The sequence below is a fragment of the Bartonella sp. A05 genome, from assembly GCF_026930145.1.
GTDB lineage: Bacteria > Pseudomonadota > Alphaproteobacteria > Rhizobiales > Rhizobiaceae > Bartonella.
In genome coordinates this window covers 117,691-141,261 of record NZ_JANHOJ010000004.1, presented here as the reverse complement: position 1 = coordinate 141,261, position 23,571 = coordinate 117,691, and the positions used below count along the sequence as shown (strand labels likewise).

The following is a 23,571-nucleotide window of genomic DNA, read 5'->3' as shown; positions in this document are numbered from 1 at the left end:
TTATTTGATATATAATATTATAGGTATTTTCGTAACCATCCAATTGTTATTTCATAAAGTGCACCTTTTAATTTGACAAGGAATCCGCCTTCCTGAACATTAGCTCCAGTAAAAATTGGCTTTTCGAGAAGAATCTTTTTATCTACTAAAATTTGAATAGAACCAACTTGTTGCCCCACAAAAATGGGAGCTTTCAATGGGCCACGATATTTAATGATTGCTTTAACATTAATATCTTTTTCGTTCGACAGCATAAAACTTATTGGCTTTTCAACAATAAGTGAAACAGAATTTTGCAATCCACCATAAACAAAAGCATGACCAACAACTTCTCCTTTTGCAAAAACTGTTTTAAGATCAAACGCCCTTATTCCCCATTGGAGAATGCGAGCCACTTCTTTTGTGCGTTCTTTATTATTTTGCAAACCATTTATTACCAAAAAAAGACGCCTATTGTTTATATAGGTAGCTGTAACCATTGAAAACCCTTCTTTTTCACTATATCCAAAACCTAATCCTTCCACGCCAATTTCTTGGGAAATAAGAGGATTTTTATTGCGTTGAAAAATCTTATTCCAAGTAAAATGAGGTTCACGGTAAAGTGTATAATAATCGGGGTATTCATGAGCAATATAGCGCGCTAATATAATCATATCGCGTAACGTTACAAATTGCCCTTCTTCAGGAAGCCCTGTCGCGTTAACAAAGTGACTATGCAATAATCCAAGAGTCTTAGCGCGTTTATTCATGAGTTGCGCAAAAGCCGCTTCATTTCCCGCTATCCCTTCAGCGAGAGTAATGGCCGCATCATTTCCATTGACAATAATTAAACCCTGCAAAAGATCAAAAACACTAACTTCTGTATTAATTTTTGCAAACATAGTCGTTGTACCTGAAGGTGCCCCGCCCTTTCGCCAAGCGTTTTCACTGACTTTAAATGTTTGTGTTTTGCTTAGTATCCCTTGCTTTAACTGATGAAATACCACTTCAGCCGTCATTAATTTTACTAATGAAGCAGGAAAGAAAGCAATATCACTTTGCTTTTCAAAAAGTATTGTGCCTGTATTGTCATCTAATAACAAAACTTGCGATGCAGAGGTTTGAAAATTTTGTGCTTTCCCCTGCTCATTGAATATTAATACAAAAAATAAGACCCATAAAAGCCTTAACATTTTAAGCATGCTGATTCCCTCCCCATCCGAGGAATCAGTATAAAGAAACATATTGTACAAAAAAAGATTTATTCACTTTTTAAAAGAAAAGTATCCAATATATTGACAGAGCTAGTAATTTTCAGATCTCATTTAGAATCATAAAAAACAATAATGCTCTCAATTTTTAAAGTGCAAAGAAAGACCTCTAACAACAAACTTCCTACAAGCAACTTCCTTTTAAAAATAAAATAACCGAGATAACGAATTATTTTTATTATAAAAATTGAATCCTTGGCAGCCTTAACTCAATCGAATCACTATCTTAGATCATAACTGTTTTTAAGATCGCATATTGTGAAGCTAGATACCACTTCCTTACCTTTAAAATAATTACAACTGAACCACCACAATATTTTTGTTTGTTTATCGGAATTTTTGTTTCTCTATCGGACAGAAGCTAGTTGACCAAATGATACAGGCTTATCAACCAAAACAGGACCAACGTCCGGCAATCCTATTAAAGTATTGTTCATTAACCGTTTTCCGCTAACCAAAGCTTCAATTAATCGTCTTTGGCTATCCGCATTAAGTTCAGAAAAAAGTACAGGATCTTTTCTCTCTGTAGTATCTTCTGATACCATTACGGAGGGAGCATAATCTCCAGGAACATAAGAAGCCATCAAATAAGATGTATCATAATCATCAACAGGAGCTCTTGAAATATATTCTACTTCAACATTTGAGATACCCTCATTTACATATCCCAGCATTGTTGCTGCTTGTTTTGACAAGTCAATGATTCTATCTTTCATAAATGGACCACGATCATTCACTCTAACAATGATAGAAGATCCATTTTCTAAATTAGTCACGCGGGCATAGCTGGGTAAAGGCATTGTAGGATGGGCAGCAGTCAAGAGATTCATATCATAGATTTCACCATTTGCAGTTAAACGCCCATGAAAATCTATCCCATACCACGATGCTTCTCCAACACGTTTATAGGTTGGGTCATCTTTTGGATAATACCACTTTCCTTTTATCTGATAAGGTTTTCCAACAACAGCACGCCCACCATTTATACTTTTTGATTTATTTTGCTTATTTAAATTATTTTCAGGCACAGAAGTCACTTTTGCATTTTCTATTTGAGGTATCGTATCATCTTTAGAATTTTTGACTGCAAACTGCGTTGTTTGACTCCCACAAGCTGTTAATAACTGAGCAACAATTATTATAGGAATAAATTGAGGTTTTAATTGAATAAAGGAAATAAATTTATCTTTGCTGTTTAAAAGCATTTATTAGCCCTTTGTTATCTGTTGAGCGTTTGGGGATTGATTTTATTTTCCATTAATAAAGAAATTTACACTTGTAAACTACACATTCCCACCTAAATTCATGATATTCTTAGAATTTTCCTTTTATCAAAAGATTAATACAACGTAAAGAAATACTTACATCATTTTGCAAAAAACAACTGCCATTTACAAGCATTGGAATTAAAAAAAACAATGAAACACAATAATATAAACTGTGAAAAAACAAAGGAATTCTTATTAAATAGCAATGAAAAACACTGCTGAATAAAAGCAATAAAACAACTTTATAGTTCTCACCATCTGGAAAAATAAAGACACCACCTATTGGTGAGCGCGCAGGGATTCGAACCCTGGACCTACTGATTAAAAGTCAGTTGCTCTACCAGCTGAGCTACGCGCTCTCGAATAAGCCATCTTGCTTACGAGAAGTGAGTGGAACATACGGTCGACTTTTCATTTGGTCAACACCTTTTCAAAAAAAATATTATTCTTTATTCTATTTATCAAAATTTCATTCATTTTTTTCCTTCTCAGCATTGTATATATCCTATCCCATTCTGTTCAGCTTAGATAGAAATAATGATCTAAATATTTAAGAGTATATATTAGTAAAACTTTAAAATGATTAGAAAACTGAGGTCAGTGTAGACATAGTAGAGCACATTGAAAACAATTAAAATTAAATTACTCAAAAAGAATAAAATCAGCAGCTTACACCATTATATTCCACTACCCACAATATAAAAAAAAGAAAAGGTGTTGACCAAGTAAAAATAGAATACCCAGTATTCATATCTCTAACTGTTATTTTGCTACTTTCTTTCGCATGATTTAGGCATAATCATCTTATACAAACAGCTGTCAATTGTAAATAAAGAGCGAAAATTCTTGATAAATAACATTCAAAAATATCTGAAAAATCAAGAAAAATAGTGAATAAGCATTCCATTTGTGGTCAATTCACTACGAACAAAAAAGTACAAACGTAAATTACAGAATCATAATCGGAAAAAACTTATCTGATCTGAGAAAGAGTTTTTATGCGTAACTGTAAAAAATAACATTATAAAGTATATTTGTGAAAATAAAGTATATCTGTAAAGAAACAAATATAAAAACAATATAAACTATGTATTAACCGCATTCAAAACTTTAAGCGTTTCTTCGTTTGTTAATCATCATATATGCCTTAGGCACAGTCAACATATTCTAAATATAGGTATTAAATATCAATTTAATAATATATATAGTAGTATTTTGCAATTCAATTTGTATTTCTTCTTGTCTCTTCTAAACTCAAAAATAAAGTAAAGGGTTTTGCTTTATTTCATAAAAACTTGTAGAACCATTATAGAACACATATGTTTTTGCTATTTGTTTCTTTTTCGATTTTTTGATTGGAATGTTGAATGCTGACATGTAAACAATATGAGCTACTCTTGTTCATTCACAATCATATAAAAGAAACAGGTGTTCCACCTTCTTTTGATGAAATGAAAAATGCATTAGAGCTTGCCTCAAAGTCTGGCATTCATAGGCTTATTACGGCATTAGAAGAACGGGGTTTTATACGCCGTTTAGCGAATCGTGCCCGCGCAGTGGAAGTTGTGCGTCTTCCTGATAAAATAACATTCGATCTTTCTTCAGCTCGTAAAATTTTACCAAGTGCAATAGGAAGAAACAAAAGAAAAATGTCGAAAAATTTTGGCAATTTTGATGATATGGATGCGGAAGAGAAAAAAAATACCACAATTCCTATTATGGGTCGTATTGCTGCTGGTGTACCTATTTCTGCTATACAACAACAAACGAATACGCTTTCTCTTCCAGCAGATATGATTGGCTTAGGTGAGTACTATGCTTTAGAAGTAAAGGGTGATTCTATGATTGAAGCAGGTATTCTCGATAGAGATACTGTAATTGTCAAATGCCAAAATACAGCAACACCAGGCGAAATTATTGTTGCATTAATTGATAGAGAAGAAGCAACTTTAAAACGCTATCGACGCAAAGGAGCTTCTATTGCATTAGAAGCTGCAAACCCTCATTATGAAACACGCATATACGGACCAGAGCGTATACAAATACAAGGTAAACTTGTTGGGCTTATTCGTCGATATTGAATAACTAAATAATTTTTAAATATAAGTAAGCCATACTCCAATCACTTCTATAAAAAAAGAATAATTTTCTCATTACAACTTTATATTATATATTTTAATAGAAAAATTTATATAATTTATTATAATAACTATATTATCAATAATAAAAATACAAATATTATAATACATTATTATATTTTTTTAATAAATAAAATTAATAAATATAGTACTCTTTATAAAGAATTTATGACTTTACCTTATATTCAGTTTATTTCTTTCGATTAACTAAATCACTTATAAATTCTGCAAAAATTATAACAAACCTACCTAGATTCGAAGAATATGAAATCTTATACAAACATCAAACTATTGATTTCGTTATTGTTAATATATTTAGCGTCTTTCATCTTTTCCTGAATAAATCATCCATTACCATTTGATTTTATAGTAAAAAAATTAAAATCAAAGAATTTTTTATCGAGCAAATGGCTAGGACGTACATTTGCCAAAGCCCGAATCATAGTATCTTTTCTTCCTGGCATTCTTCTTTCAATATCATTTAGCATTTCTTTCATGGCAGTACGTTGCAAACCATCTTGACTACCACAAAGATTACAAGGAATTATAGGAAACTGCATTGCTTGAGAAAATCTTTCCATATCCTCTTCAGATGCATAAACAAGAGGACGTAAGACAAATAGATCACCGTTATCGTTTATAAGCTTTCCAGGCATAGCTGCTAATCGACCACCATGAAATAAATTCATAAAAAACGTTTCTAGAACATCATCACGATGGTGTCCAAGCACTAATGCAGAACATCCCTCTTCACGTGCAATGCGATATAAATTTCCGCGTCGTAATCGAGAGCAAAGAGAACAATATGTTTGTGTATGTTCCAGCTTATTTGTGACAACTGAATAAGTATCTTGATACTCGATGCGATGTGGAATTTGATAAGAATTTAAAAAATCTGAAAGAATATGCTTAGGAAATCCTGGTTGACCTTGATCAAGATTACAGGCTAAAATTTCAACAGGCAAAAGACCGCGCCATTTTAAATCAAGAAGAAGTGCTAAGAGACCATAAGAATCTTTTCCGCCAGATAAAGCCACAAGCCATTTTTTCCCTGAAGATAACATAGAAAAATCATCAAATGCCTGCCGAATATGACGCAAAAGGCGTTTACGTAATTTATTAAACTCTACAGTTGATGGAGCAACCCGAAACATTGGATGACAATCATCGGCTTCCTCTTCCAAAGGATTACCTATACCTATATTTTCTTCCATTGTCCGATATTCAATTATTCAACTGGGGTTTATTATATACCATACTCATACAATCCACTCGTTCTCATCAAAATAACAATATAAACAGAAAAGATACAGCGTAGATTAGATTGGTATAATCATTTGCAATATTTGATATAAATACAAAAAGCGATAGAGTTATAAACAGAACAATGTAATGAAAAACAACTATAAACTGAATATAACTCCATTCAAAAATGTTTGCTAATTCTAATACCTAAAAATAATATAGCATTTTCTTAGTATGTAGCAAAATAAAGAGAAATGAACTTCTGCATTCAAAAGCTCATCGAGAATAAAACTCAACAACTAAATTTGGCTCCATCTGCACAGCATAAGGAACATCTGCAAAAGAAGGGATGCGAACAAATGTTGCTTTCATCTTGTTATGATCTGCCTCAATATACTCAGGGACATCACGCTCAGTTAATTGCACAGACTCTAAGACCAAAACAAGTTTTTTTGATTTTTCGCGCACCTCAATAACATCGCCTGGTTTACAACGATATGATTGAATATTTGTGCGCCGACCATTTACGTTGACATGACCATGATTGATAAATTGACGAGAAGCAAAAATCGTAGATACAAATTTCGCCCGGTAAACGACAGCATCTAAACGTGACTCCAAAAGGCCAATTAAATTTTCACCAGTATCACCACGACGGCGGACAGCTTCTTCATAAGTTTTACGGAATTGTTTTTCCGAGATATCTCCGTAGAACCCCTTTAACTTCTGCTTAGCGCGCAACTGCACACCATAATCAGAAAGCTTTCCCTTACGGCGCTGACCATGTTGACCTGGACCGTAATCACGGCGATTAACAGGAGACTTCGGACGCCCCCAAATATTTTCTCCCATACGGCGGTCAATTTTATACTTCGTCGATTCGCGTTTACTCATCGCATTTCCTTTTAAATAAAAAACAAGATCAAATGAGATCTCCAGGAAACGCACCCTCCTCTGCTTTCAAAATGAAAGCTGACAGAACACTTTATGCTAAATGCAAAGATATCCACGGGACACGTTAGTGAATGCTATTTTCTCGAAAGAAAAAGCTAAAATAACTCTATTTTATCTTACACTCCAAAGTCAATTCCTTTTATTGTATTTAGTCCAAACTTTTGGAACAAGCGCTTAGTTGGAAAACTTATATCTTGCGAGGTAAACAAAGCAAAATCCTTAAGCTTTTTTGCTTTTTTGTTCTGTATTCCGTTTGGCAATAATGATCTTGTATATTGAGCGATAGCTTTTGCTGGATCAATCCACTCAACTGGCCACAAAGCTTGTTGACGAAACAAGTTGATTAAAAAAGGATAGTGAGTGCACGCTAAAACAATAGTATCAGTACATTTACCATTTTTTTCAACAAAACATGGAAGAATTTCTTGACGCAATTTTTCATGATTGATAGGGCATCCACGTAAATAATCTTCAGCAAATCCAGCCAGCTTTTCACTTCCAACAAGCTGAACTTGGCACTGACCAGCAAAAGAATCGATTAATTCATGTGTATATGCACGCTTGACTGTTCCTGGCGTTGCTAATACAGAAATAAAACCAGACTTTGTTTGTTCAGCTGCTGTTTTAATTGCAGGTACAGTTCCGACAAAAAGAGTATTAGAGAATTTTTGTCGTAAATCTGTTATCATTAGTGTAGAAACAGTATTGCAGGCAATGACGCATAACGCAGGCTTATAAAGCTTTAAAAGATTTTCAAAAATTTTTAAAATACGGCATTTTAAAATGTCCTCATTCCAAATACCATAAGGAAATCCTGCATCATCAGCAACATAAATAAATTGGGATTCAGGGATAAGAGCACGCACCTCCCTCAATATCGTTAATCCACCAATGCCGCTATCAAAAAAAAGAAGTGGCTGTTTACTCATCAATATTCACACTTGTTTTGTTTTTTTTTGCGATCAAGCCCTATGGGTGCTCTACTACCACGTGGAAACTCAGGCAAAAAATGATCCAATGAAGATACAATTCCCCGCAACAAATGAATTTCAGATTCGCTCAAATGAGCGCGTGTAAAAACAGAGCGTATATTTATGATCATCACCTCTTTGCGTTCTTGAGGCCTAAAATAACCACGAGCATCTAAAGCATCCTCTAACTGCGACAAAAAGCCATGAAGTGTTGCTTTATCAGCGGGCTTCATCTCTGCTGCACGAAAAGCTGTATCGCTCGCATTTTCTAAACCTGATTTCATCCATTCGTAAGACATAAGCAAAACTGCTTGCGCAATATTAAGTGATGCAAAAGCGGGATTGACTGGAAAAGTAATGATTTCATCAGCTAGACTCATTTCATTATTTTCTAAACCCCACCTTTCTCTTCCAAATAAAATACCTGTTTTATGACCGATACTTTCACGATAACGCAAAATACTTGCTGCTTCTACAGCGCTTTTGACACTTTTAAAGCCACATCTTTCACGCGCCGTTGTAGCAAAAACATAATTTAAATCTGCAATCGCATCCTGTAATGTATCAAAAATTAGCGTACCATTAATGATATGATCCGCTTTACTAGCAGCAGCTCTCGCCTTTTCATTTGGAAATGATTCTCGCGGTTTAATGAGCCGCAGCTTAGATAATCCAAAATTTGCCATTGCTCTTGCTACCATACCAATGTTTTCAGGTAATTGTGGTTCAACTAAGATAATAATTGGACCATTTGTTAAATTTTCACGATTTCGATTTGTTCCAGCCATACCTTTCATCAACCCTGTAAATTAAGCTTTATGCTAATTTTTTATGGTTTATTTTTGCTATACTTAACCTCTTAAATAAGCATTTCATTAAATAACCTCTTTAAAGACAAATTATAGACAAATTTTACCGCTCTAATAAGAGGTAATTGGTTGTGAGAACAATCATAAATGATAAAAAAATCTGAAAGAAAGAAATGATTAAATAATATTAACAAAAAAATCTCCTTTGCACCTATAGTAATAGTGCTAGTTGTTGTGACCGTTTTTTTTGCGCTAATGTAACCTTCTTTGATGTATTACAGTTTGTATGATTATAATTTAAATTGAATTATAAAATCATACCTTTTAATAAGGGAATATGCTCTTTATTCCTGAACTTTTTCCTGCAAAACTTGTTCGTCGTTATAAACGCTTCCTTGCTGATGTCAGAGGTAATGATCAATGCATCTTCACTGTTTCAGTTCCAAATACTGGTTCGATGCTTGGATTAACAACCCCCAATTCTAATGTTTGGCTTTCATATTGCAACAATCCCAAAAGAAAATACGCGTATCAATTAGAAATTGTTGAAACAAATAATACCTTGGTTGGTATTAATACAACTTTGCCCAATAAACTTGCGTTGGAAGCAATTCAGGGCGGGTTATTACCTAAATTAAGTGGATATAAAACAATTTTAAGTGAACAGCGCTACGGTACACAATCACGTATTGATTTTCTGCTACGCGATGACATTCTTCCAGAATGTTATCTAGAAGTAAAAAACGTTCACTTTATTCGTCAAAAAGGATTAGCAGAATTCCCAGATACCATAACAAAACGCGGCACACGCCATCTCGAAGAGCTTATAAAAATTGTACAACAAGGAAAACGAGCAGTTATGCTATACGTAATTCAGCGAGAAGATTGCTCTGCTTTCACAATTTGTCATGACCTTGATCCTATTTACGGGCGCCAATTTAATTTAGCATTAAAATCAGGAGTAGAATTTTATGCTATAAAATGCCACGTAAGTGTAAAAGGTATTTTTCCAATTCACCCAATAGAAATAGAAAATAGCAAAAAAAATGGTTAATTATATTGAATACAATAAAACACCCTTGAAATTTAATGGACAAATACGCCTTTTTGATGACTTGGCTTTTTCTGAAATGCGTAAAGTCGGTCGTCTTGCTGCAGAATGCCTAGACGCACTTACAGATATCATTAAACCTGGTATTTCCACGCAAGAAATTGATGACTTTGTTTTTACTTTTGGAGCTGAACGGGGTGCCCTCCCCGCTGACCTTAATTATCATGGATACAGCCATTCATGCTGTACATCTATAAATCACGTTGTTTGTCATGGTATACCAAATAAAAAACCTTTGCAAGAAGGCGATATCGTCAATGTGGATGTAACTTTTATTCTTAATGGTTGGCACGGAGATTCAAGCCGTATGTATCCTGTTGGGAAAATCAGACGTGCAGCAGAACGCTTACTGGAAATAACACACGAATGCCTCATGCGAGGAATTGCTGCTGTAAAACCTGGAGCAACTACAGGCGATATTGGTGAAGCTATTCAGCGTTATGCAGAATCTGAACGGTGCTCAGTCGTAAGAGATTTCTGTGGCCATGGAATTGGTCAGCTTTTTCATGATGCACCAAATATTCTGCATTATGGAAAACGAAAAGAAGGGGAAGAACTTAAACAAGGTATGATATTTACAATTGAACCCATGATTAACCTAGGTAAACCACAGGTTAAAATTTTACCAGATGGTTGGACTGCAGTTACACGTGATCGTTCTCTTAGCGCACAGTATGAGCATACAATTGGTGTTACAAATGATGGGTGCGAAATATTTACTCAATCTCCTAAAAATATTTTTTTTATTTCAAATAAAAAATCCTAATAAAATATAAAGATGCCATGGCTAAAAAATTAAATAAAGATAAATATAAGGTCGCCAAAAGCAATTGTTTTGAATTGGTATCAGATTCTCTACTGAATCCAATGCCAAAGACGAAAAATGAAAAAGTTCAGAAAAATGCACAAACACATCAAGAGCATAAAGGACACCGTGAACGTCTTCGCAATCGCTATTTAAAAACGAAAGGTGGTGCCATTGAAGATTATGAATATCTTGAATTATTACTGTTTCGTACTATCCCTCGAGCAAACACAAAACCAATAGCCAAAAACTTAATAGAACGTTTTGGATCATTGGCTGATGTGTTGGGTGCTGATATTCACAGACTTCAGGAAATTCAAGGATGCGGTCCAGCTGTTGCAACCGATCTAAAAATTATTTCAGATATAGCAGGACGCATCATTCGCGCACAGTTATCTAAACGTGATATTTTTTCGTCATGGGATAAAGTACTAGCCTATTGTAAAGCTGTCATGGCTCACGAAACACGTGAACAATTTCGTATCTTATTTCTTGATAAGAAAAATGGACTTCTTTCTGATGAAGTGCAACAAACTGGAACCGTTGATCATACTCCTGTTTATCCTCGTGAAGTAATCTCTCGTGCTTTGGAATTATCCGCATCAGGACTTATTTTAGTTCACAATCATCCTTCAGGTGATGCTACACCTTCCCAAGCAGATATATCAATGACACATAGACTAAAAGATGTGGCAAATGCATTAGGAATTGCTATTCATGATCACCTTATTATCGCACGCAACGACTATACAAGCTTTAAATCATTAAAGCTTCTATAAGAAACACTGACTGAATAAAATTTTATTCAAATACGAATCAATTTTTTAAATCAATATCTAATATGGCCATAGAAAAATTATAGGATAATTCATCTTCATCCTCATCTCGATAAATGACACCTAAAAACTCATCTCCAATATAAACTTCGCAAGAATCACCTTTTTTCGGACGTGCTTTCACATGCAATGCTGAATTCTGGAATGTGGTTTTAAAATAATTATCAAGTTTTTTTATTTCATCCGCATTCACTGTGCTCTCCTGTATTTTGAAATTATCAATAATTCTTTATCGGCAGATAAGATACTCTGATAACTTTGTAAAGATAGTAAAAGTTCCTTAATCTAAGGCTTTAATTATGTGATTCACACATAAAACAGAAAGATTTTTACAAACATTAGTGACTATTCTTTACTAAAGAGTCTATACTCATTGAATATATTGGGATAGATTTTTAAATAACAGGAAAAGAAAAAATTATTGAATCTTTAGCATTCTTTAATGTTTTCACAAAATTTAGTGTATGCAATCAAAGCATACATTGATGAATCTTTCAGTGCTATTTGTTATATTTTTATCTGTTCTGCCTAAAGTAAATTTAGGCAGAAATATGTTCTTTTGTAAAAATGAATTGTTTTTTACAAATCAGTTGCATCACTTAAAAACAATTTCTTTTAAATAACTGTAAAAAAATAAACATCAAAAATACACATCTCATAGATAAAGCAATTTTATAAACAGAATCCACTACCTCTCTGCTTTTTCATCCTGCAAACAGATTTTACATGACAACAGAAAAAAAATTGAAACAGCTTTTTTATATTCTAGAGATAGTAAAATTCCAAATTTTCTTTCAGACTCTGTAAACTATAAATAATTTTCAGAGGATAGGATAACGAGAAAGAAAATCAATAACACCCTTTTTATAAATCTTATCTCCCACTGCTAGCATATGATCTCGATCTGGAATTTGTAAAGATTCACCATGTGGCAATAAAGCCGCCAATGGTTCCGCTTCACCGCTAATATCATCCAGAGAACCAACTGCTACAAGTGCTGGTTGTTTAATTTTGTAAACATCAGATGCTGTTAGTTCTTGTTTCGATGTTATAATACAAGCAGCAAGGGCACGTTTATCACTTTTAGTTTGATCTGCAAATTTCCGAAACATCAAGCCACGTGAATTGATGATCTTTGAAACATCTTCTGCTAAAAGAGCTTCTGCAACAGGCTCCCAATCCCCTGCTCCCGTAACCATGCCAATACCTAATCCACCAAAAATAACACTATGTACATATGTTGGATACAAAATCGCCATAAATGCACTAATTCTAGCGCCCATAGAATATCCCATAACATGAGCCTTAGATAATTTTAAATGCTGAAGCAGTTTAACTGCATCACCCGCCATCGCTTGGGGTGTATAAAATAAAGGATCATAACTCTTGTCTGAATCACCATGTCCACGGTTGTCAAAAGAAATCACTCTATAACCAGCCTCAACAAGAGTCCGAAACCAACCCGTTGCACACCAATTAATACGTGCAGAAGATCCAAAGCCATGAATCAACAGAATAGGTACACCCTGTCCTTCTTCACGGTAAGCTAATCGTAAACCATCATTTTCAAAAAAACGAATATCTTCTGCTGTCATTTTTTATCACTTTCACATTTCCCGCAAATAGCAGGATGAATAACACGCTGTCCTCTTTGTATTTGTTTATCAACAACCTCACCTGCATTAACCTCAATAACAAAAGTTGCAGGTACCTTTGATGAAATAACGTTTCTTGAAAATGGAATAGTATTTTCAAAAATTGAAACGATTATCCCTTCAGCGTTTAAAAAGATCATATCCAAAGGTAAAGGTGTATTTGCCATCCACATAAGAATTTCTTGCTTATCTTTTGCAGCATCACTCAACAGATTCATAAATAGCATCGCACGATCACGAGGAAAATCAGTACGATACATCAAACCAGCCTGAGACTGAGTAGGCGAAGAAGCAATTTCAACTTGATAAGAAACCACCCTTTGCTCTGTCTGTATCTCTAAAGGAATTGGATGAACCGAAAACGCCAAAGGTTTTTTTACTCCAGCAACACCTGTTTCTAGTAGTATAAAAACACTTACTCCTATCTCCAAAAATAATATAAACCAAGAGATGTGTTTTCTCATAAATAACTTCAAAAACTTTACTCCAGCTTTAAATCAGATGTATCACAAAAAAAAGTCATCTTAATAATCATAAAATTTAGTGCGTAGTAAATGGAAGCGCTATATCAGGATAAATTTCTGCTGTCATTAAGCCATCTTTTCCCTGACCGAAACGCACAATAACAACTTGACCAGAACGAAGTTCCGCTAAACCAAAACGACGCAATGTTTCCATATGAATAAAAATATCTTCTGTTCCTTCTCCCCGACTAAGAAAGCCAAATCCTTTATCACGATTGAACCACTTAACAATTGCACGTTCTAAACCACTTTCAGGAGTAACCATAACATGTGTACGTACTGGAGTTTCTGATGGATGAACAGCCGATGAGCAATCAATTGATTTGACTTGTACACATTTTAATCCTTGTTTAGTCTGTTGTACTGCGCAAATGATTTTAGCACCCTCTAGAGCTGTTTGAAAACCATCCCGCCGCATTACAGTAATATGCAATAATATATCTGAAAGTCCAGAAATATCAGGCACAACAAACCCATAGCCTTTACTGCCATCAAACCATTTAATGACACCACTAATTTCAATAATTTCATCATCAACACTGAGATTGTTTTCAGACGGGGAATAATTCTTTAATGCATCCTTACTCATCATAAATAAACACAATCCTGTAGGTCTATAATTAAAATGATTCTGTAGATATAAATTCTACAAATTGATTCTCTTATTGTCAGTAAACATTGTCCTTACATGAACAAGCAAGCCCTAAGATAACATTTCCCCATATTGTCGTATCCGCTCATAATTGATAGATCATTAATTCTGGTAAAAATACTTAATCATATACTTCATCCTATTAGGTATAATTTTATACTATTAATCGGAAATAATAGATAAAAAATTCTCATGCACAGTATTATTTTTTATTGAGTAACTTGCATGACAATAAAGTCCAAGATAATGTATGAAGGTTATAATTATAGTTAAAGGGAATACGCAATGAAATTGAGGAAACTCATGACCGCAGCGGTTACGGCGATGACATTTGTAGTAAACGCCTATGCTAGCGATCCTATAAAAATCGGTGTTTATCTACCATTAACTGGCCAAAATGCATTTGGAGGACAGCTTGAAATTGCAGGAATAGAGTTAGCACATAAAAAAATGCCAGAAGTATTAGGACGTAAAGTCGAGCTTGTTGTCATTGACAATAAATCTGATAAGGTAGAGGCTGCTAATGCTGTTATGCGATTAATTGCTAGTGATAAAGTTCATGGTATTATTGGAAGCTATGGATCCTCATTGTCATTGGCAGGCGGAGAAGTTGCTGAAAAAGCAAAAACTCCTGCCATAGCGACGTCATCAACAAATGCGCTCGTAACACAAGGGAAAAAATACTACTTCCGCGCTTGCTTTGTTGACTCTCATCAAGGTGCAGGTGCAGCAACTTACGCGATCCGTAATTTACGTGTAAAAAAAGCAGCCATATTAAAAGATATATCAAGCGATTACGGTATTGGTCTTGCAAGTTACTTTAGTAGATCATTCAAAAAATTAGGCGGTGAAATTGTTGCGAATTTGAATTACAATTCTGGAGATCAAGATTTTTCAGCTGCTCTCATACAAATTATAGCACAAAAACCTGATGTCTTATTTATCACATCTTATTTTTCTGAAGGCGCTATTATAATAAAACAAGCACGTGAACTGGGTGCAAAGTTCCGTATTATGGGCGGCGATGCAATGGATAATCCAGAAACGATTGCAATTGCAGGACAAGCAGCTGAAGGCTTTTTACACACAACACATTCCTATGATGAAAATATGCCAAACATGTCAGAATCTGCACAACAATTTACAAATGAATGGAAGGCAGCTTATCCTGATAAAGAAACAAATATGAATTCGGTTTTAGGATATACAAGTTATATGATGTTTATGAAAGCTATTGAAAATGCTGGCAGTACTGATCGTGAAGCGATCACACGAGAGCTTAGCATATTAAAAGATTTTCAGACGCCTTTTGGTAAAATGAGCATAGATGAAAATCATAACCCAAAAATGCCTATCGGTGTAATTGAAATAAAGAACGGAAAACGTATTTATTTAGATGAAGCTGAACCTGCCATTTAAAAGACGCATTTTTAAAAGACGCATTAAAGCAATGATTTATTAAAGAATAACATCTAGTTAAAAAACATTTTTAACCAGATCATTTAGAAGCATCACATTTCATCTTATGTGAATTCATAAACACGGAAGGATAAGAGATGAGCACTGAAATGTTCATCCAGAATTTTTTTAATGCATTAGCGTTAGGATCACTCTACGGGCTTATCGCAATTGGTTATACCATGGTTTATGGTATTCTAAGATTAATTAATTTTGCCCACGGTGATGTCTTCATGCTGGGTGCGTATTTTGTTTTCTTTTCGACAATTAGCTTTATGCCTGCGTGGATCGCCGTTTTGCTTATATTGTTGGCTGTTTTTATTTATTATTCAGTATTTGTAGGATTCAAAACAAGACCAAAAAACTATTGGATTGGCGTTTTTCTTATTCTTGTCTTTGGGGTTATTTATTATTCAAAAATTGACCCTCAAGATTTTGCGCCTATTTGGATTTTAGCCCTCTGTTTTTCAATTTTTATTACAAGCGCAATAGGTGTTGCTGTTGATCAGTTTGCTTATAAGCCCCTGCGTGATGCTCCTCGTATTTCAGCACTTATTGGTGCAATTGGAGTGTCTTTTTTTATTGAAAATCTTGCAACCGTTCTCTTTAGCGGTGTTCCAAAAGGTGTAAAGCAGCCAGATTTTTTTGCAACACCAATTCAATGGCATTTTGGACAAGGTTCAAACGATATTGTTCGCATCGTTCCCATGTCTCTTATTGTTCCTGCTGTTTCCTTTATTCTTGTTATTTTATTGCTATGGGTTATCAATAAAACAAAACCTGGTCTTGCTATGCGTGCAATCTCGCACGATATTGAAACGACTCGTTTAATGGGTGTTTCTGTTAATAAAATTATTGCATTCACATTTGCTATAGGTTCAGCACTAGCAGCTGTCGCAGGAATTATGTGGGCTTTACGCTATCCTCAAATTCAACCTTATATGGGCGTTCTTCCCGGATTGAAAGCTTTTATAGCTGCCGTTATCGGAGGTGTTGGCTCAATTCCAGGAGCAATGCTTGGTGGATTTTTGCTAGGATTTATCGAAATTATGATTGTCGCCTTCTTTCCAGCTTTATCCGGATATCGAGATGCCTTTGCTTTCATTTTATTGATTCTTATCTTATTGGCCATGCCTACTGGCTTAATGGGCAAAAAAAGTCAGGAGAAAATCTAATGGCAAAATCAACGACATGTTTTCTGTCATTTATTGGTATCATAATTCTTATCAGCTTTTTATTTTATGCTGATAATCATTTTAACGACTATACACTCCGTATAATCAATCTTATTGCCATCAATGCAATATTAGCAATCTCGCTCAATTTAATTTATGGATTTACAGGCATGTTTTCTCTTGGACATGCTGGTTTTATAGCCATCGGTGCTTATGTATGTGCAATTCTTCTGCTTTCTCCTGAACAAAAAGAAATCATGTGGATTCTAGAACCGATAGCTGAACCATTGCAAAATCTGCAATTGCCATTTTTTGCTTCTGTTGTTATCGGTGGTCTATGTGCTGCAACTATAGGTCTATTGATTGCATTGCCTATATTACGTCTTGCTGGTGATTATCTTGGTATTGCAACATTAGGTTTTGCAGAAATTATTCGTGTTATCATTACCAATGCAACATCTATAACAAATGGTGCATTAGGAATTAAAGGAATACCTCAAAATGCTTCATTGTGGTGGAACTATGGTTGGCTAGCGTTTACAATTATCTTTATTGCTATTCTATTACGAAGCAATACTGGTAACGTATTACGCGCTATTCGTGATGACGAAATTGCTGCCAAAACAATGGGGGTTAATACTTTTTTCTACCGTAGCTTTTCCTTTACTGTTGGTGCATTTTTTGCAGGCATTGGAGGAGCATTGATGGCTGCTCTTATTTCAACCATCGATCCCAAAATGTTTAACTTTCTCCTCACTTTTAATATTTTGATGATTGTTGTTGCTGGTGGTCTTGGTTCTATTACTGGAAGTATTGTTGGTAGTATTATTATTACAGTAATGCTTGAATGGTTTCGTATTATCGAAAGTCCGCTAAACTTAGGTTTTATACATATTCCAGGAATACCAGGACTACGAATGGTTATTTTTTCACTTTTATTGTTGGCAATTATCTTGTTCTGGCGAAAAGGATTATTCGGCCAACGTGAATTTTCATGGAATTGGATTTATTGCTTTTTAAAACGCAAAAAACTCTCTAATAGTGGGAAAAAGCCATGAACAACAGCATCCTTTTACTCAATGATCTCACGATAAGTTTTGGCGGATTGATCGCTGTAAACAATATTAATATGGCGATTAAACGGAATACAATTACTGGATTGATTGGTCCGAATGGGGCTGGAAAAACGACTGTTTTCAATATGATTTCTGGCTTTTATGCACCTACGAGTGGAAAAATTCTCTTGGATGGGCAAAAGGTTTCTGGGCTGCCACCTCATATCATCTGTAAATACCATATTGCACGGACATTTCAAAATATTCGCCTTTTTTCAGGATTAACAGTCTTACAAAATGTTATGCTAGGTGCTCATATTCGGCAAAAATACCCATGGTTTGCCTCAGCTCTATTATTACCAAATGCAATTAAAGAGAAAAATAAGATTTATGAACACTCAATGAAACTCCTTGAACAGCTTCAGCTTGCTCATCTCGCCAACCAATTAGCAACAACTTTGCCCTATGGTGCACAACGGCGGTTGGAAATTGCACGTGCTTTAGCAACAGAACCCAAATTGCTTCTTCTTGATGAACCTGCTGCTGGGATGAATCCACAGGAAAGCGAAGATCTTAGGAAATTTATAGCAAAAGTAAGAGAAGAGTTTAATCTTACAATTCTTCTCATTGAACATGATATGAGGGTTGTTATGGGGCTTTGCCAAGATATTTGGGTTCTAGAATATGGCCGTTGTATTGCCAATGGAACACCAAATGAAATTCGCAACAACCCTAAAGTGATTGAAGCTTATCTTGGCGGAGATATACATGAATATTCTTGAAATAAAAAATCTTCACGTTCATTATGGTGCCATTGAAGCTATTCACGACCTTTCTATGTCGATAAAAGAAGGGAGTATAGTCACTTTAATTGGTGCTAATGGAGCAGGAAAAAGCAGTATTGTACGTTCTATTGTAGGGCTTAATCGATCTATTGGTGGACAGATTATATATAAAGGTCAATCCATTGTTGAAAAACAACCTGAAGAAATTTTGAAATTAGGAATTGCACTGAGTCCCGAAGGGCGGCGTATTATACCCCATCTTACTGTTTTGGAAAATCTACAGCTAGGAGCTTATATTCGCAATGATAAAGCTAGTATCACTCGTGCTATCGAGTGGATATTTGATCTATTCCCGCGTTTACGTGAAAGATCTAAGCAGTTGAGCGGTACAATGTCAGGCGGAGAACAACAAATGCTCGCTGTAGGTCGCGCACTTATGAGTAACCCTGACATGGTTATATTGGATGAGCCGTCTCTTGGTTTAGCACCACTTCTTGTACAAGAACTTTTTTCGATTATCCGAAAAATTAATGATATGGGGAAAACTGTTCTTCTCATTGAACAAAACGCATTTGCAGCACTTTCCATTGCTGATTATGCCTATATTCTAGAAATAGGAAAAATTTTATTTCATGGGGAAGGAAAAGATATGCTGTCTGATCCACGTGTCAAAGAAGCATATCTCGGTGGCTAAATGCTCGTATAATGATTAAAAAACTATACCAGAAAAGCACCTCTTAAAAGAGGTGCTTTTTCTTTAAGTGAAATGTTTTTGATTTGATAGAAAACTTAAACTTTTTTATTTTATGGCCACCATTTTTCAGGATTCAGCGTTCCTGCTGCCTGTTCTATAATGTGAGCTATCTGAAAAACAACTTCTTCGGCAAAAGGTCTACCAATCAATTGCAATCCTAGCGGTAAACCATTAGCTGATAAACCAGCAGGAACAGAAATTCCTGGTAGCCCAGCCATATTAACTGGTACTGTAAAAATATCATTGAGATACATTGCCAAGGCATCATTTTTGATTCTTTCATCAGCAATGCCAAAAGCTGGTGTTGGTGTTGCAGGAGTTAAAATAGCATCAATACCATCTGCAAAGCATTGGTCAAAATCACGTTTTATTAATGTTCGTACTTTCTGAGCTTTAAGATAATAGGCATCATAATAACCCGCTGAAAGAACATAAGTACCAATCAGAATACGCCGTTTTACCTCATCACCAAAACCAGCTGAGCGTGTATTTTCATACATTTCAATGATATCTTTTCCCGGAATACGAAGTCCAAAACGAACACCATCATAGCGCGCTAAATTAGAAGACGCTTCCGCAGGAGCAACAATATAATAAGCTGGCAAGGCATATTTTGTATGGGGTAATGAAATATTGATGATCTCAGCTCCTGCTTCTTGCAACCATTTGATTCCTGTTTGCCAAAGCTCTATGATCTCTGAAGACATTCCTTCCATATAGTATTCTTTTGGAATACCAATTTTCATTCCTTTGATAGACTTGCCAAGATAACTTTCATAATTAGGGACTGGTAAATCAACAGAAGTTGAATCTTTATCATCAAAAGAAGCCATTGACTGAAGCATAATCGCACAATCACGCACATCACGCCCGATAGGCCCCGCCTGATCGAGCGATGAAGCGAAAGCTACACTTCCCCACCGTGAACACCGTCCATAGCTTGGTTTTATCCCCACTGTACCAGTAAAAGCTGCTGGCTGACGTATTGAACCACCAGTATCAGTTGCCGTCGCACCTGCACAAAGATGCGCTGCAACAGCAGCCGAAGAACCACCTGAGGAACCACCTGGAACGAGCTTTTCATCTGATTCCTTTTTCCGCCATGGATTGATAACTGGCCCATAATATGATGTCTCATTAGATGACCCCATAGCAAACTCATCCATATTAAGTTTGCCCAGCATAACGGCTCCATCTTTCCATAAATTAGCGGTTACAGTTGATTCATATTTTGGTTTAAAACCATCAAGGATATAAGAACAAGCCTGAGTATGAACATCTTGTGTTGCAAAGAGATCCTTAATTCCCAGAGGAATTCCCTCTAAAATACCGACCTGCCCTTTGGCTAAACGATCATCCGATTTAGAAGCCATTTTAATCGCTTGTTCTGCTGTTACTTTTACATAGACATTTAAAGTTGGATTAGCCAATTCAATTGCTTTTAAATAAGCTTCTGTTAATTCAGTTGCTTTCAGATCTCCCTTTGTTAAAGCATCACGGGCTTGTGCAATTGTTAGGGTTGTTAAATCGGTCATATTGATTCTCGAATTTAAAAATATAAAAAATTACTCAACGACTTTTGAAACAAGAAAAAAATTTTCTTCCGTTACAGGTGCATTTGCTACAATATCTGTAGCTTTATTGCCATCTGTGATATTATCTTCACGCATTCGCAAAGCCATTGGCATCACTGATGTTAATGGTTCAATTCCATTGACATCAACTTCATTAAGTTGTTCTACAAAACCTAAAATAGCATTAAGCTCCTTTGTCATACGCTCTGCCTCATCATCATGGATAGCAATACGTGCCAAATGTGCTACCCGCTTGACTGTTTTAGTATCAACAGACATATTATGCCTTTCTGCTTAAATTTTATTTCGACATTAATCTATTCATATTTCGGCTATACAAATCTCTGTTTATTAAGAGCAAAAATATTGATATTTGCACAGTGGTTTCATTATAAATACTAACCTAAAATAGAACAAAGCTCCAATCGTGAATTCCATGAATATTATTAACATAGATGAAGTTAGCATGCATCTTTTATCCGAGCAAACAATAGCAGGTTTGGATTTTGGTACCAAAACCATTGGCATTGCTATTTCAGACATCAGTTTGACTTTTTCAAACCCTCGCCCTGTTCTGCAACGAAAGAAATTTACGCTGGATGCTCGCGCGCTTATACAAATTTTTGATAATGAAAATGTAGGTGTTGCCATCATCGGATTACCTATTAATATGGATGGAAGTAGTGGCTCGCGAGTTCAAGCCACTCGAGCTTTTGTTAGTAATATGGCAACACATACAAAAACCCCATTTGTTTTTTGGGACGAACGATTATCGACTATTGCAGCCCAACGTTTCCTTTTAGAAATGAATGTATCACGTGCAAAAAGAGCAACACGTATTGATTCAGCAGCCGCTGCTTTTATATTACAAGGCGCTCTTGATAGAATCAAGATCCTTCATCATACGGAAGGATAAAGGATATTTAACAATTGTCCCGCATTATATCGTGTAATTAGCATGCCATAAGATGATCTCCACTGCCCTCCGAGACGGCTTTCCATGTAAGCATTCGCAACATGCCCCATTTCCGAGAAACTGAGTGCTGCTACAGCTGTTGCGTATGCAACTTGTTCAATGAAAAATCTGCCAGCCCCCCCGTTTGTTGATGCCATCTGCACAGCAGAATTAACAATTTCAACTGCCCGTGGCCCTGCTGTCCCAATATCAGCTGCAATTTTTTCCAATGATTGTTGAAATAATCCAGGTGCTTTATCTGCTATGAGAATGGCATCTTTAACCAATTGGCTCGCGCCATTATTTCTAACAATCCGTGCAGGTCCATCACGCAACATTTGCGGCAATGGATTTCCTTCCATAAAACTATCCAAACCAAGTTGTGCAATAATTTCGCCAACGATAGGAACAACCAATTGACTCACATGATAAGCAATAATAGGTGTCATGATGCGTGCAAAAGCTGCTTCAGAACGATTATTGGCAGCATTATCAAATGCTCGTGCTAAACGCAGAACCAATGCTTGTGAACCAGCAATATCAAGTGCGATATCTGCAAAAATACGTTCTGTTAATGGTGGGAAATTCTGACCCTGCATTTTTTGCCGAAAAAAATCTATGCCAAATTGAAGCGCTGATCGCAAAACACCAGCCGATATTACGGATTGATCGAAACGAATCATGGTTTCGATATCCTTCATTATCTTAGCGCCTTCTCCAATATTACCTACAAGCCAACCATAACTATTTTGGAAATTCACAATACCTTCTGGTGTTGAATATTCTCCAGAGCGCTGCACTAAATAACGGACTGATATGACACCATTCAACGTACCATTTTCTTGCACGCGTGGGATTAAAAAGCAACTTAAATGACCATCTAATTCTGCACTGACAAGATATCCGTCTGCCATCGGATTAATGACATTGGCTTTAGTACCATTTAAACAATATAAGTCACGCCCCATCTTCCCATCAAAAGAAACCTTTTGAGCAGTTGGAAAGTTAGAAGAGGATTTTTCGCTTGTCTCAATATTATCAAAAGCACAGGTAAGCGAAGCTCCCTGTTTATTATCAATCGGTCTAGAAGATGAATCATATTGACGCGACAAAAGTGCATTTTGCAATTTTTTAAATAACGCAATATCCCCAATTAGTACTGCGATGACTGCACTTGTTGTACTAATCTCATTCAAATGTCCTGTTTCTAAACCAGCAATCAAAGACAAGCGGATAGCACGTGCCTGATAACGTACTCCATTGTCTTCAGTTGTATTCTCCCAAAGTGAAGTGATTAGCCCCGCTTCTCTAGAATATTGTTGAAGTGTATGATACGCGGGATGTAGCTCTAATTGTTCTGTTGACTGCCCCCATGCTTTATCATGATGCAATACTGGCCTATAATGATTTGCCAAATAAGAGAGATTTAGCGCTCTGTGACTAACCACAAAATCCCCCATTTTTTCAAAACTCGCTAATAAAGATGTAGGTAATGTGGATGCTATACGCAACATAAGCGTATCACTAAGAAATGCATTTTTTCGATGGAGGTTCTGCACAGACACAGCGCTCATAGGTGTATTCCTATCATTCGAAT

The 23,571-nt window shown here is 35.6% G+C and carries 22 protein-coding genes, 1 tRNA gene and 1 pseudogene; 10 read left to right on the top strand and 14 right to left on the bottom strand.

Translation table 11 applies throughout. The annotated features are described in order from the left end of the window. Nucleotides 1-17: 17 nt before the first annotated feature. From NPX98_RS05255 to NPX98_RS05245, 3 genes are all read right to left on the bottom strand, one after another. Entirely contained in the window at nucleotides 18-1,181 is a 1,164-nt protein-coding gene (locus NPX98_RS05255; protein WP_269023105.1) for a D-alanyl-D-alanine carboxypeptidase family protein, read from the bottom strand. Nucleotides 1,182-1,597: 416 nt separating this feature from the next. Beyond that, nucleotides 1,598-2,455 carry a septal ring lytic transglycosylase RlpA family protein gene (locus NPX98_RS05250; RefSeq protein ID WP_269023104.1) on the bottom strand — a complete coding sequence of 286 codons (858 nt, stop codon included), beginning with the start codon at nucleotides 2,453-2,455 and terminating at the stop codon, nucleotides 1,598-1,600. 346 nt (nucleotides 2,456-2,801) lie between these two features. Further along, nucleotides 2,802-2,877, bottom strand: a tRNA-Lys gene (locus NPX98_RS05245). Between the two features lie 1,008 nt (nucleotides 2,878-3,885). On the opposite strand from NPX98_RS05245, the gene lexA reads away from it, so the two are divergent. Then, nucleotides 3,886-4,599: a transcriptional repressor LexA gene (gene lexA, locus NPX98_RS05240; protein WP_269023103.1), complete on the top strand. Its 714-nt coding sequence runs from the start codon at nucleotides 3,886-3,888 to the stop codon at nucleotides 4,597-4,599. Nucleotides 4,600-5,000: 401 nt separating this feature from the next. On the opposite strand, the gene ttcA is transcribed toward lexA, so the two are convergent. The 4 genes and pseudogenes from ttcA to NPX98_RS05220 all read right to left on the bottom strand — a co-directional run bounded on the left by ttcA (nucleotide 5,001) and on the right by NPX98_RS05220 (nucleotide 8,614). Continuing rightward, a complete protein-coding gene (ttcA, locus tag NPX98_RS05235) occupies nucleotides 5,001-5,870 on the bottom strand; it encodes a tRNA 2-thiocytidine(32) synthetase TtcA (RefSeq protein ID WP_269023102.1) in 870 nt (289 codons plus the stop codon). A gap of 307 nt (nucleotides 5,871-6,177) precedes the next feature. Then, on the bottom strand, nucleotides 6,178-6,795 hold the full coding sequence (gene rpsD, locus NPX98_RS05230) for a 30S ribosomal protein S4 (protein ID WP_269023101.1): 618 nt from the start codon (nucleotides 6,793-6,795) through the stop codon (nucleotides 6,178-6,180). Between the two features lie 176 nt (nucleotides 6,796-6,971). Continuing rightward, the gene (gene murI / locus NPX98_RS05225; protein ID WP_269023100.1) at nucleotides 6,972-7,784 is read right to left on the bottom strand and encodes a glutamate racemase; all 813 of its coding nucleotides are present in this window, start codon (nucleotides 7,782-7,784) and stop codon (nucleotides 6,972-6,974) included. Next, nucleotides 7,777-8,614, bottom strand: a pseudogene (locus tag NPX98_RS05220) (RNA methyltransferase). Before NPX98_RS05220 ends, murI begins: the two are co-directional and overlap by 8 nt. 358 nt (nucleotides 8,615-8,972) lie before the next feature. On the opposite strand from NPX98_RS05220, the gene sfsA reads away from it, so the two are divergent. The 3 genes from sfsA to radC are packed head-to-tail and all read left to right on the top strand — an operon-like array spanning nucleotide 8,973 to nucleotide 11,330. Then, nucleotides 8,973-9,689, top strand: coding sequence for a DNA/RNA nuclease SfsA (sfsA, locus tag NPX98_RS05215; RefSeq protein ID WP_269023098.1), 717 nt, complete (start codon nucleotides 8,973-8,975; stop codon nucleotides 9,687-9,689). Beyond that, nucleotides 9,682-10,512, top strand: coding sequence for a type I methionyl aminopeptidase (map, locus tag NPX98_RS05210; protein WP_269023097.1), 831 nt, complete (start codon nucleotides 9,682-9,684; stop codon nucleotides 10,510-10,512). The genes sfsA and map overlap by 8 nt, the downstream gene beginning before the upstream one ends. A gap of 17 nt (nucleotides 10,513-10,529) precedes the next feature. Next, nucleotides 10,530-11,330 (top strand): RadC family protein, encoded by an 801-nt coding sequence (gene radC, locus NPX98_RS05205; RefSeq protein WP_269023096.1) that lies wholly within the window; start codon nucleotides 10,530-10,532, stop codon nucleotides 11,328-11,330. 37 nt (nucleotides 11,331-11,367) lie between these two features. Here the strand turns inward: radC and NPX98_RS05200 are convergent, their stop codons facing one another. From NPX98_RS05200 to NPX98_RS05185, 4 genes are all read right to left on the bottom strand, one after another. Beyond that, nucleotides 11,368-11,580, bottom strand: a complete 213-nt coding sequence (locus tag NPX98_RS05200; protein WP_269023095.1) for a DUF3126 family protein — start codon at nucleotides 11,578-11,580, stop codon at nucleotides 11,368-11,370. A gap of 628 nt (nucleotides 11,581-12,208) precedes the next feature. After that, the gene (locus tag NPX98_RS05195) at nucleotides 12,209-12,982 is read right to left on the bottom strand and encodes an alpha/beta fold hydrolase (protein WP_269023094.1); all 774 of its coding nucleotides are present in this window, start codon (nucleotides 12,980-12,982) and stop codon (nucleotides 12,209-12,211) included. After that, a complete protein-coding gene (locus NPX98_RS05190; RefSeq protein ID WP_269023093.1) occupies nucleotides 12,979-13,506 on the bottom strand; it encodes a DUF192 domain-containing protein in 528 nt (175 codons plus the stop codon). The genes NPX98_RS05195 and NPX98_RS05190 overlap by 4 nt, the downstream gene beginning before the upstream one ends. Nucleotides 13,507-13,582: 76 nt before the next feature. Continuing rightward, entirely contained in the window at nucleotides 13,583-14,158 is a 576-nt protein-coding gene (locus tag NPX98_RS05185) for a cold-shock protein (RefSeq protein ID WP_269023092.1), read from the bottom strand. A 345-nt stretch (nucleotides 14,159-14,503) separates the two neighbouring features. Between NPX98_RS05185 and NPX98_RS05180 the strand changes: the two genes are divergently transcribed. From NPX98_RS05180 to NPX98_RS05160, 5 genes are all read left to right on the top strand, one after another. After that, entirely contained in the window at nucleotides 14,504-15,637 is a 1,134-nt protein-coding gene (locus NPX98_RS05180; protein WP_269023091.1) for an ABC transporter substrate-binding protein, read from the top strand. Between the two features lie 137 nt (nucleotides 15,638-15,774). Then, a complete protein-coding gene (locus tag NPX98_RS05175) occupies nucleotides 15,775-16,851 on the top strand; it encodes a branched-chain amino acid ABC transporter permease (protein WP_269023090.1) in 1,077 nt (358 codons plus the stop codon). Continuing rightward, nucleotides 16,851-17,909, top strand: coding sequence for a branched-chain amino acid ABC transporter permease (locus NPX98_RS05170; RefSeq protein ID WP_269023089.1), 1,059 nt, complete (start codon nucleotides 16,851-16,853; stop codon nucleotides 17,907-17,909). Before NPX98_RS05175 ends, NPX98_RS05170 begins: the two co-directional genes overlap by 1 nt. Next, nucleotides 17,906-18,688, top strand: coding sequence for an ABC transporter ATP-binding protein (locus tag NPX98_RS05165; RefSeq protein ID WP_269023088.1), 783 nt, complete (start codon nucleotides 17,906-17,908; stop codon nucleotides 18,686-18,688). Before NPX98_RS05170 ends, NPX98_RS05165 begins: the two co-directional genes overlap by 4 nt. Continuing rightward, nucleotides 18,675-19,385, top strand: coding sequence for an ABC transporter ATP-binding protein (locus tag NPX98_RS05160; RefSeq protein ID WP_269023087.1), 711 nt, complete (start codon nucleotides 18,675-18,677; stop codon nucleotides 19,383-19,385). Before NPX98_RS05165 ends, NPX98_RS05160 begins: the two co-directional genes overlap by 14 nt. Nucleotides 19,386-19,495: 110 nt before the next feature. Here the strand turns inward: NPX98_RS05160 and gatA are convergent, their stop codons facing one another. Continuing rightward, on the bottom strand, nucleotides 19,496-20,980 hold the full coding sequence (gene gatA, locus NPX98_RS05155) for an Asp-tRNA(Asn)/Glu-tRNA(Gln) amidotransferase subunit GatA (RefSeq protein WP_269023086.1): 1,485 nt from the start codon (nucleotides 20,978-20,980) through the stop codon (nucleotides 19,496-19,498). Between the two features lie 30 nt (nucleotides 20,981-21,010). Next, on the bottom strand, nucleotides 21,011-21,298 hold the full coding sequence (gene gatC / locus NPX98_RS05150; RefSeq protein ID WP_269023085.1) for an Asp-tRNA(Asn)/Glu-tRNA(Gln) amidotransferase subunit GatC: 288 nt from the start codon (nucleotides 21,296-21,298) through the stop codon (nucleotides 21,011-21,013). A gap of 157 nt (nucleotides 21,299-21,455) precedes the next feature. On the opposite strand from gatC, the gene ruvX reads away from it, so the two are divergent. Then, complete coding sequence (gene ruvX, locus NPX98_RS05145) at nucleotides 21,456-21,935, top strand: Holliday junction resolvase RuvX (RefSeq protein ID WP_269023084.1); 480 nt, start codon at nucleotides 21,456-21,458, stop codon at nucleotides 21,933-21,935. Here ruvX and NPX98_RS05140 read toward each other — a convergent pair. Further along, on the bottom strand, nucleotides 21,920-23,548 hold the full coding sequence (locus NPX98_RS05140) for an acyl-CoA dehydrogenase family protein (RefSeq protein ID WP_269023083.1): 1,629 nt from the start codon (nucleotides 23,546-23,548) through the stop codon (nucleotides 21,920-21,922). The two genes, ruvX and NPX98_RS05140, sit on opposite strands and share 16 nt — an antisense overlap. Nucleotides 23,549-23,571 lie beyond the last annotated feature (23 nt).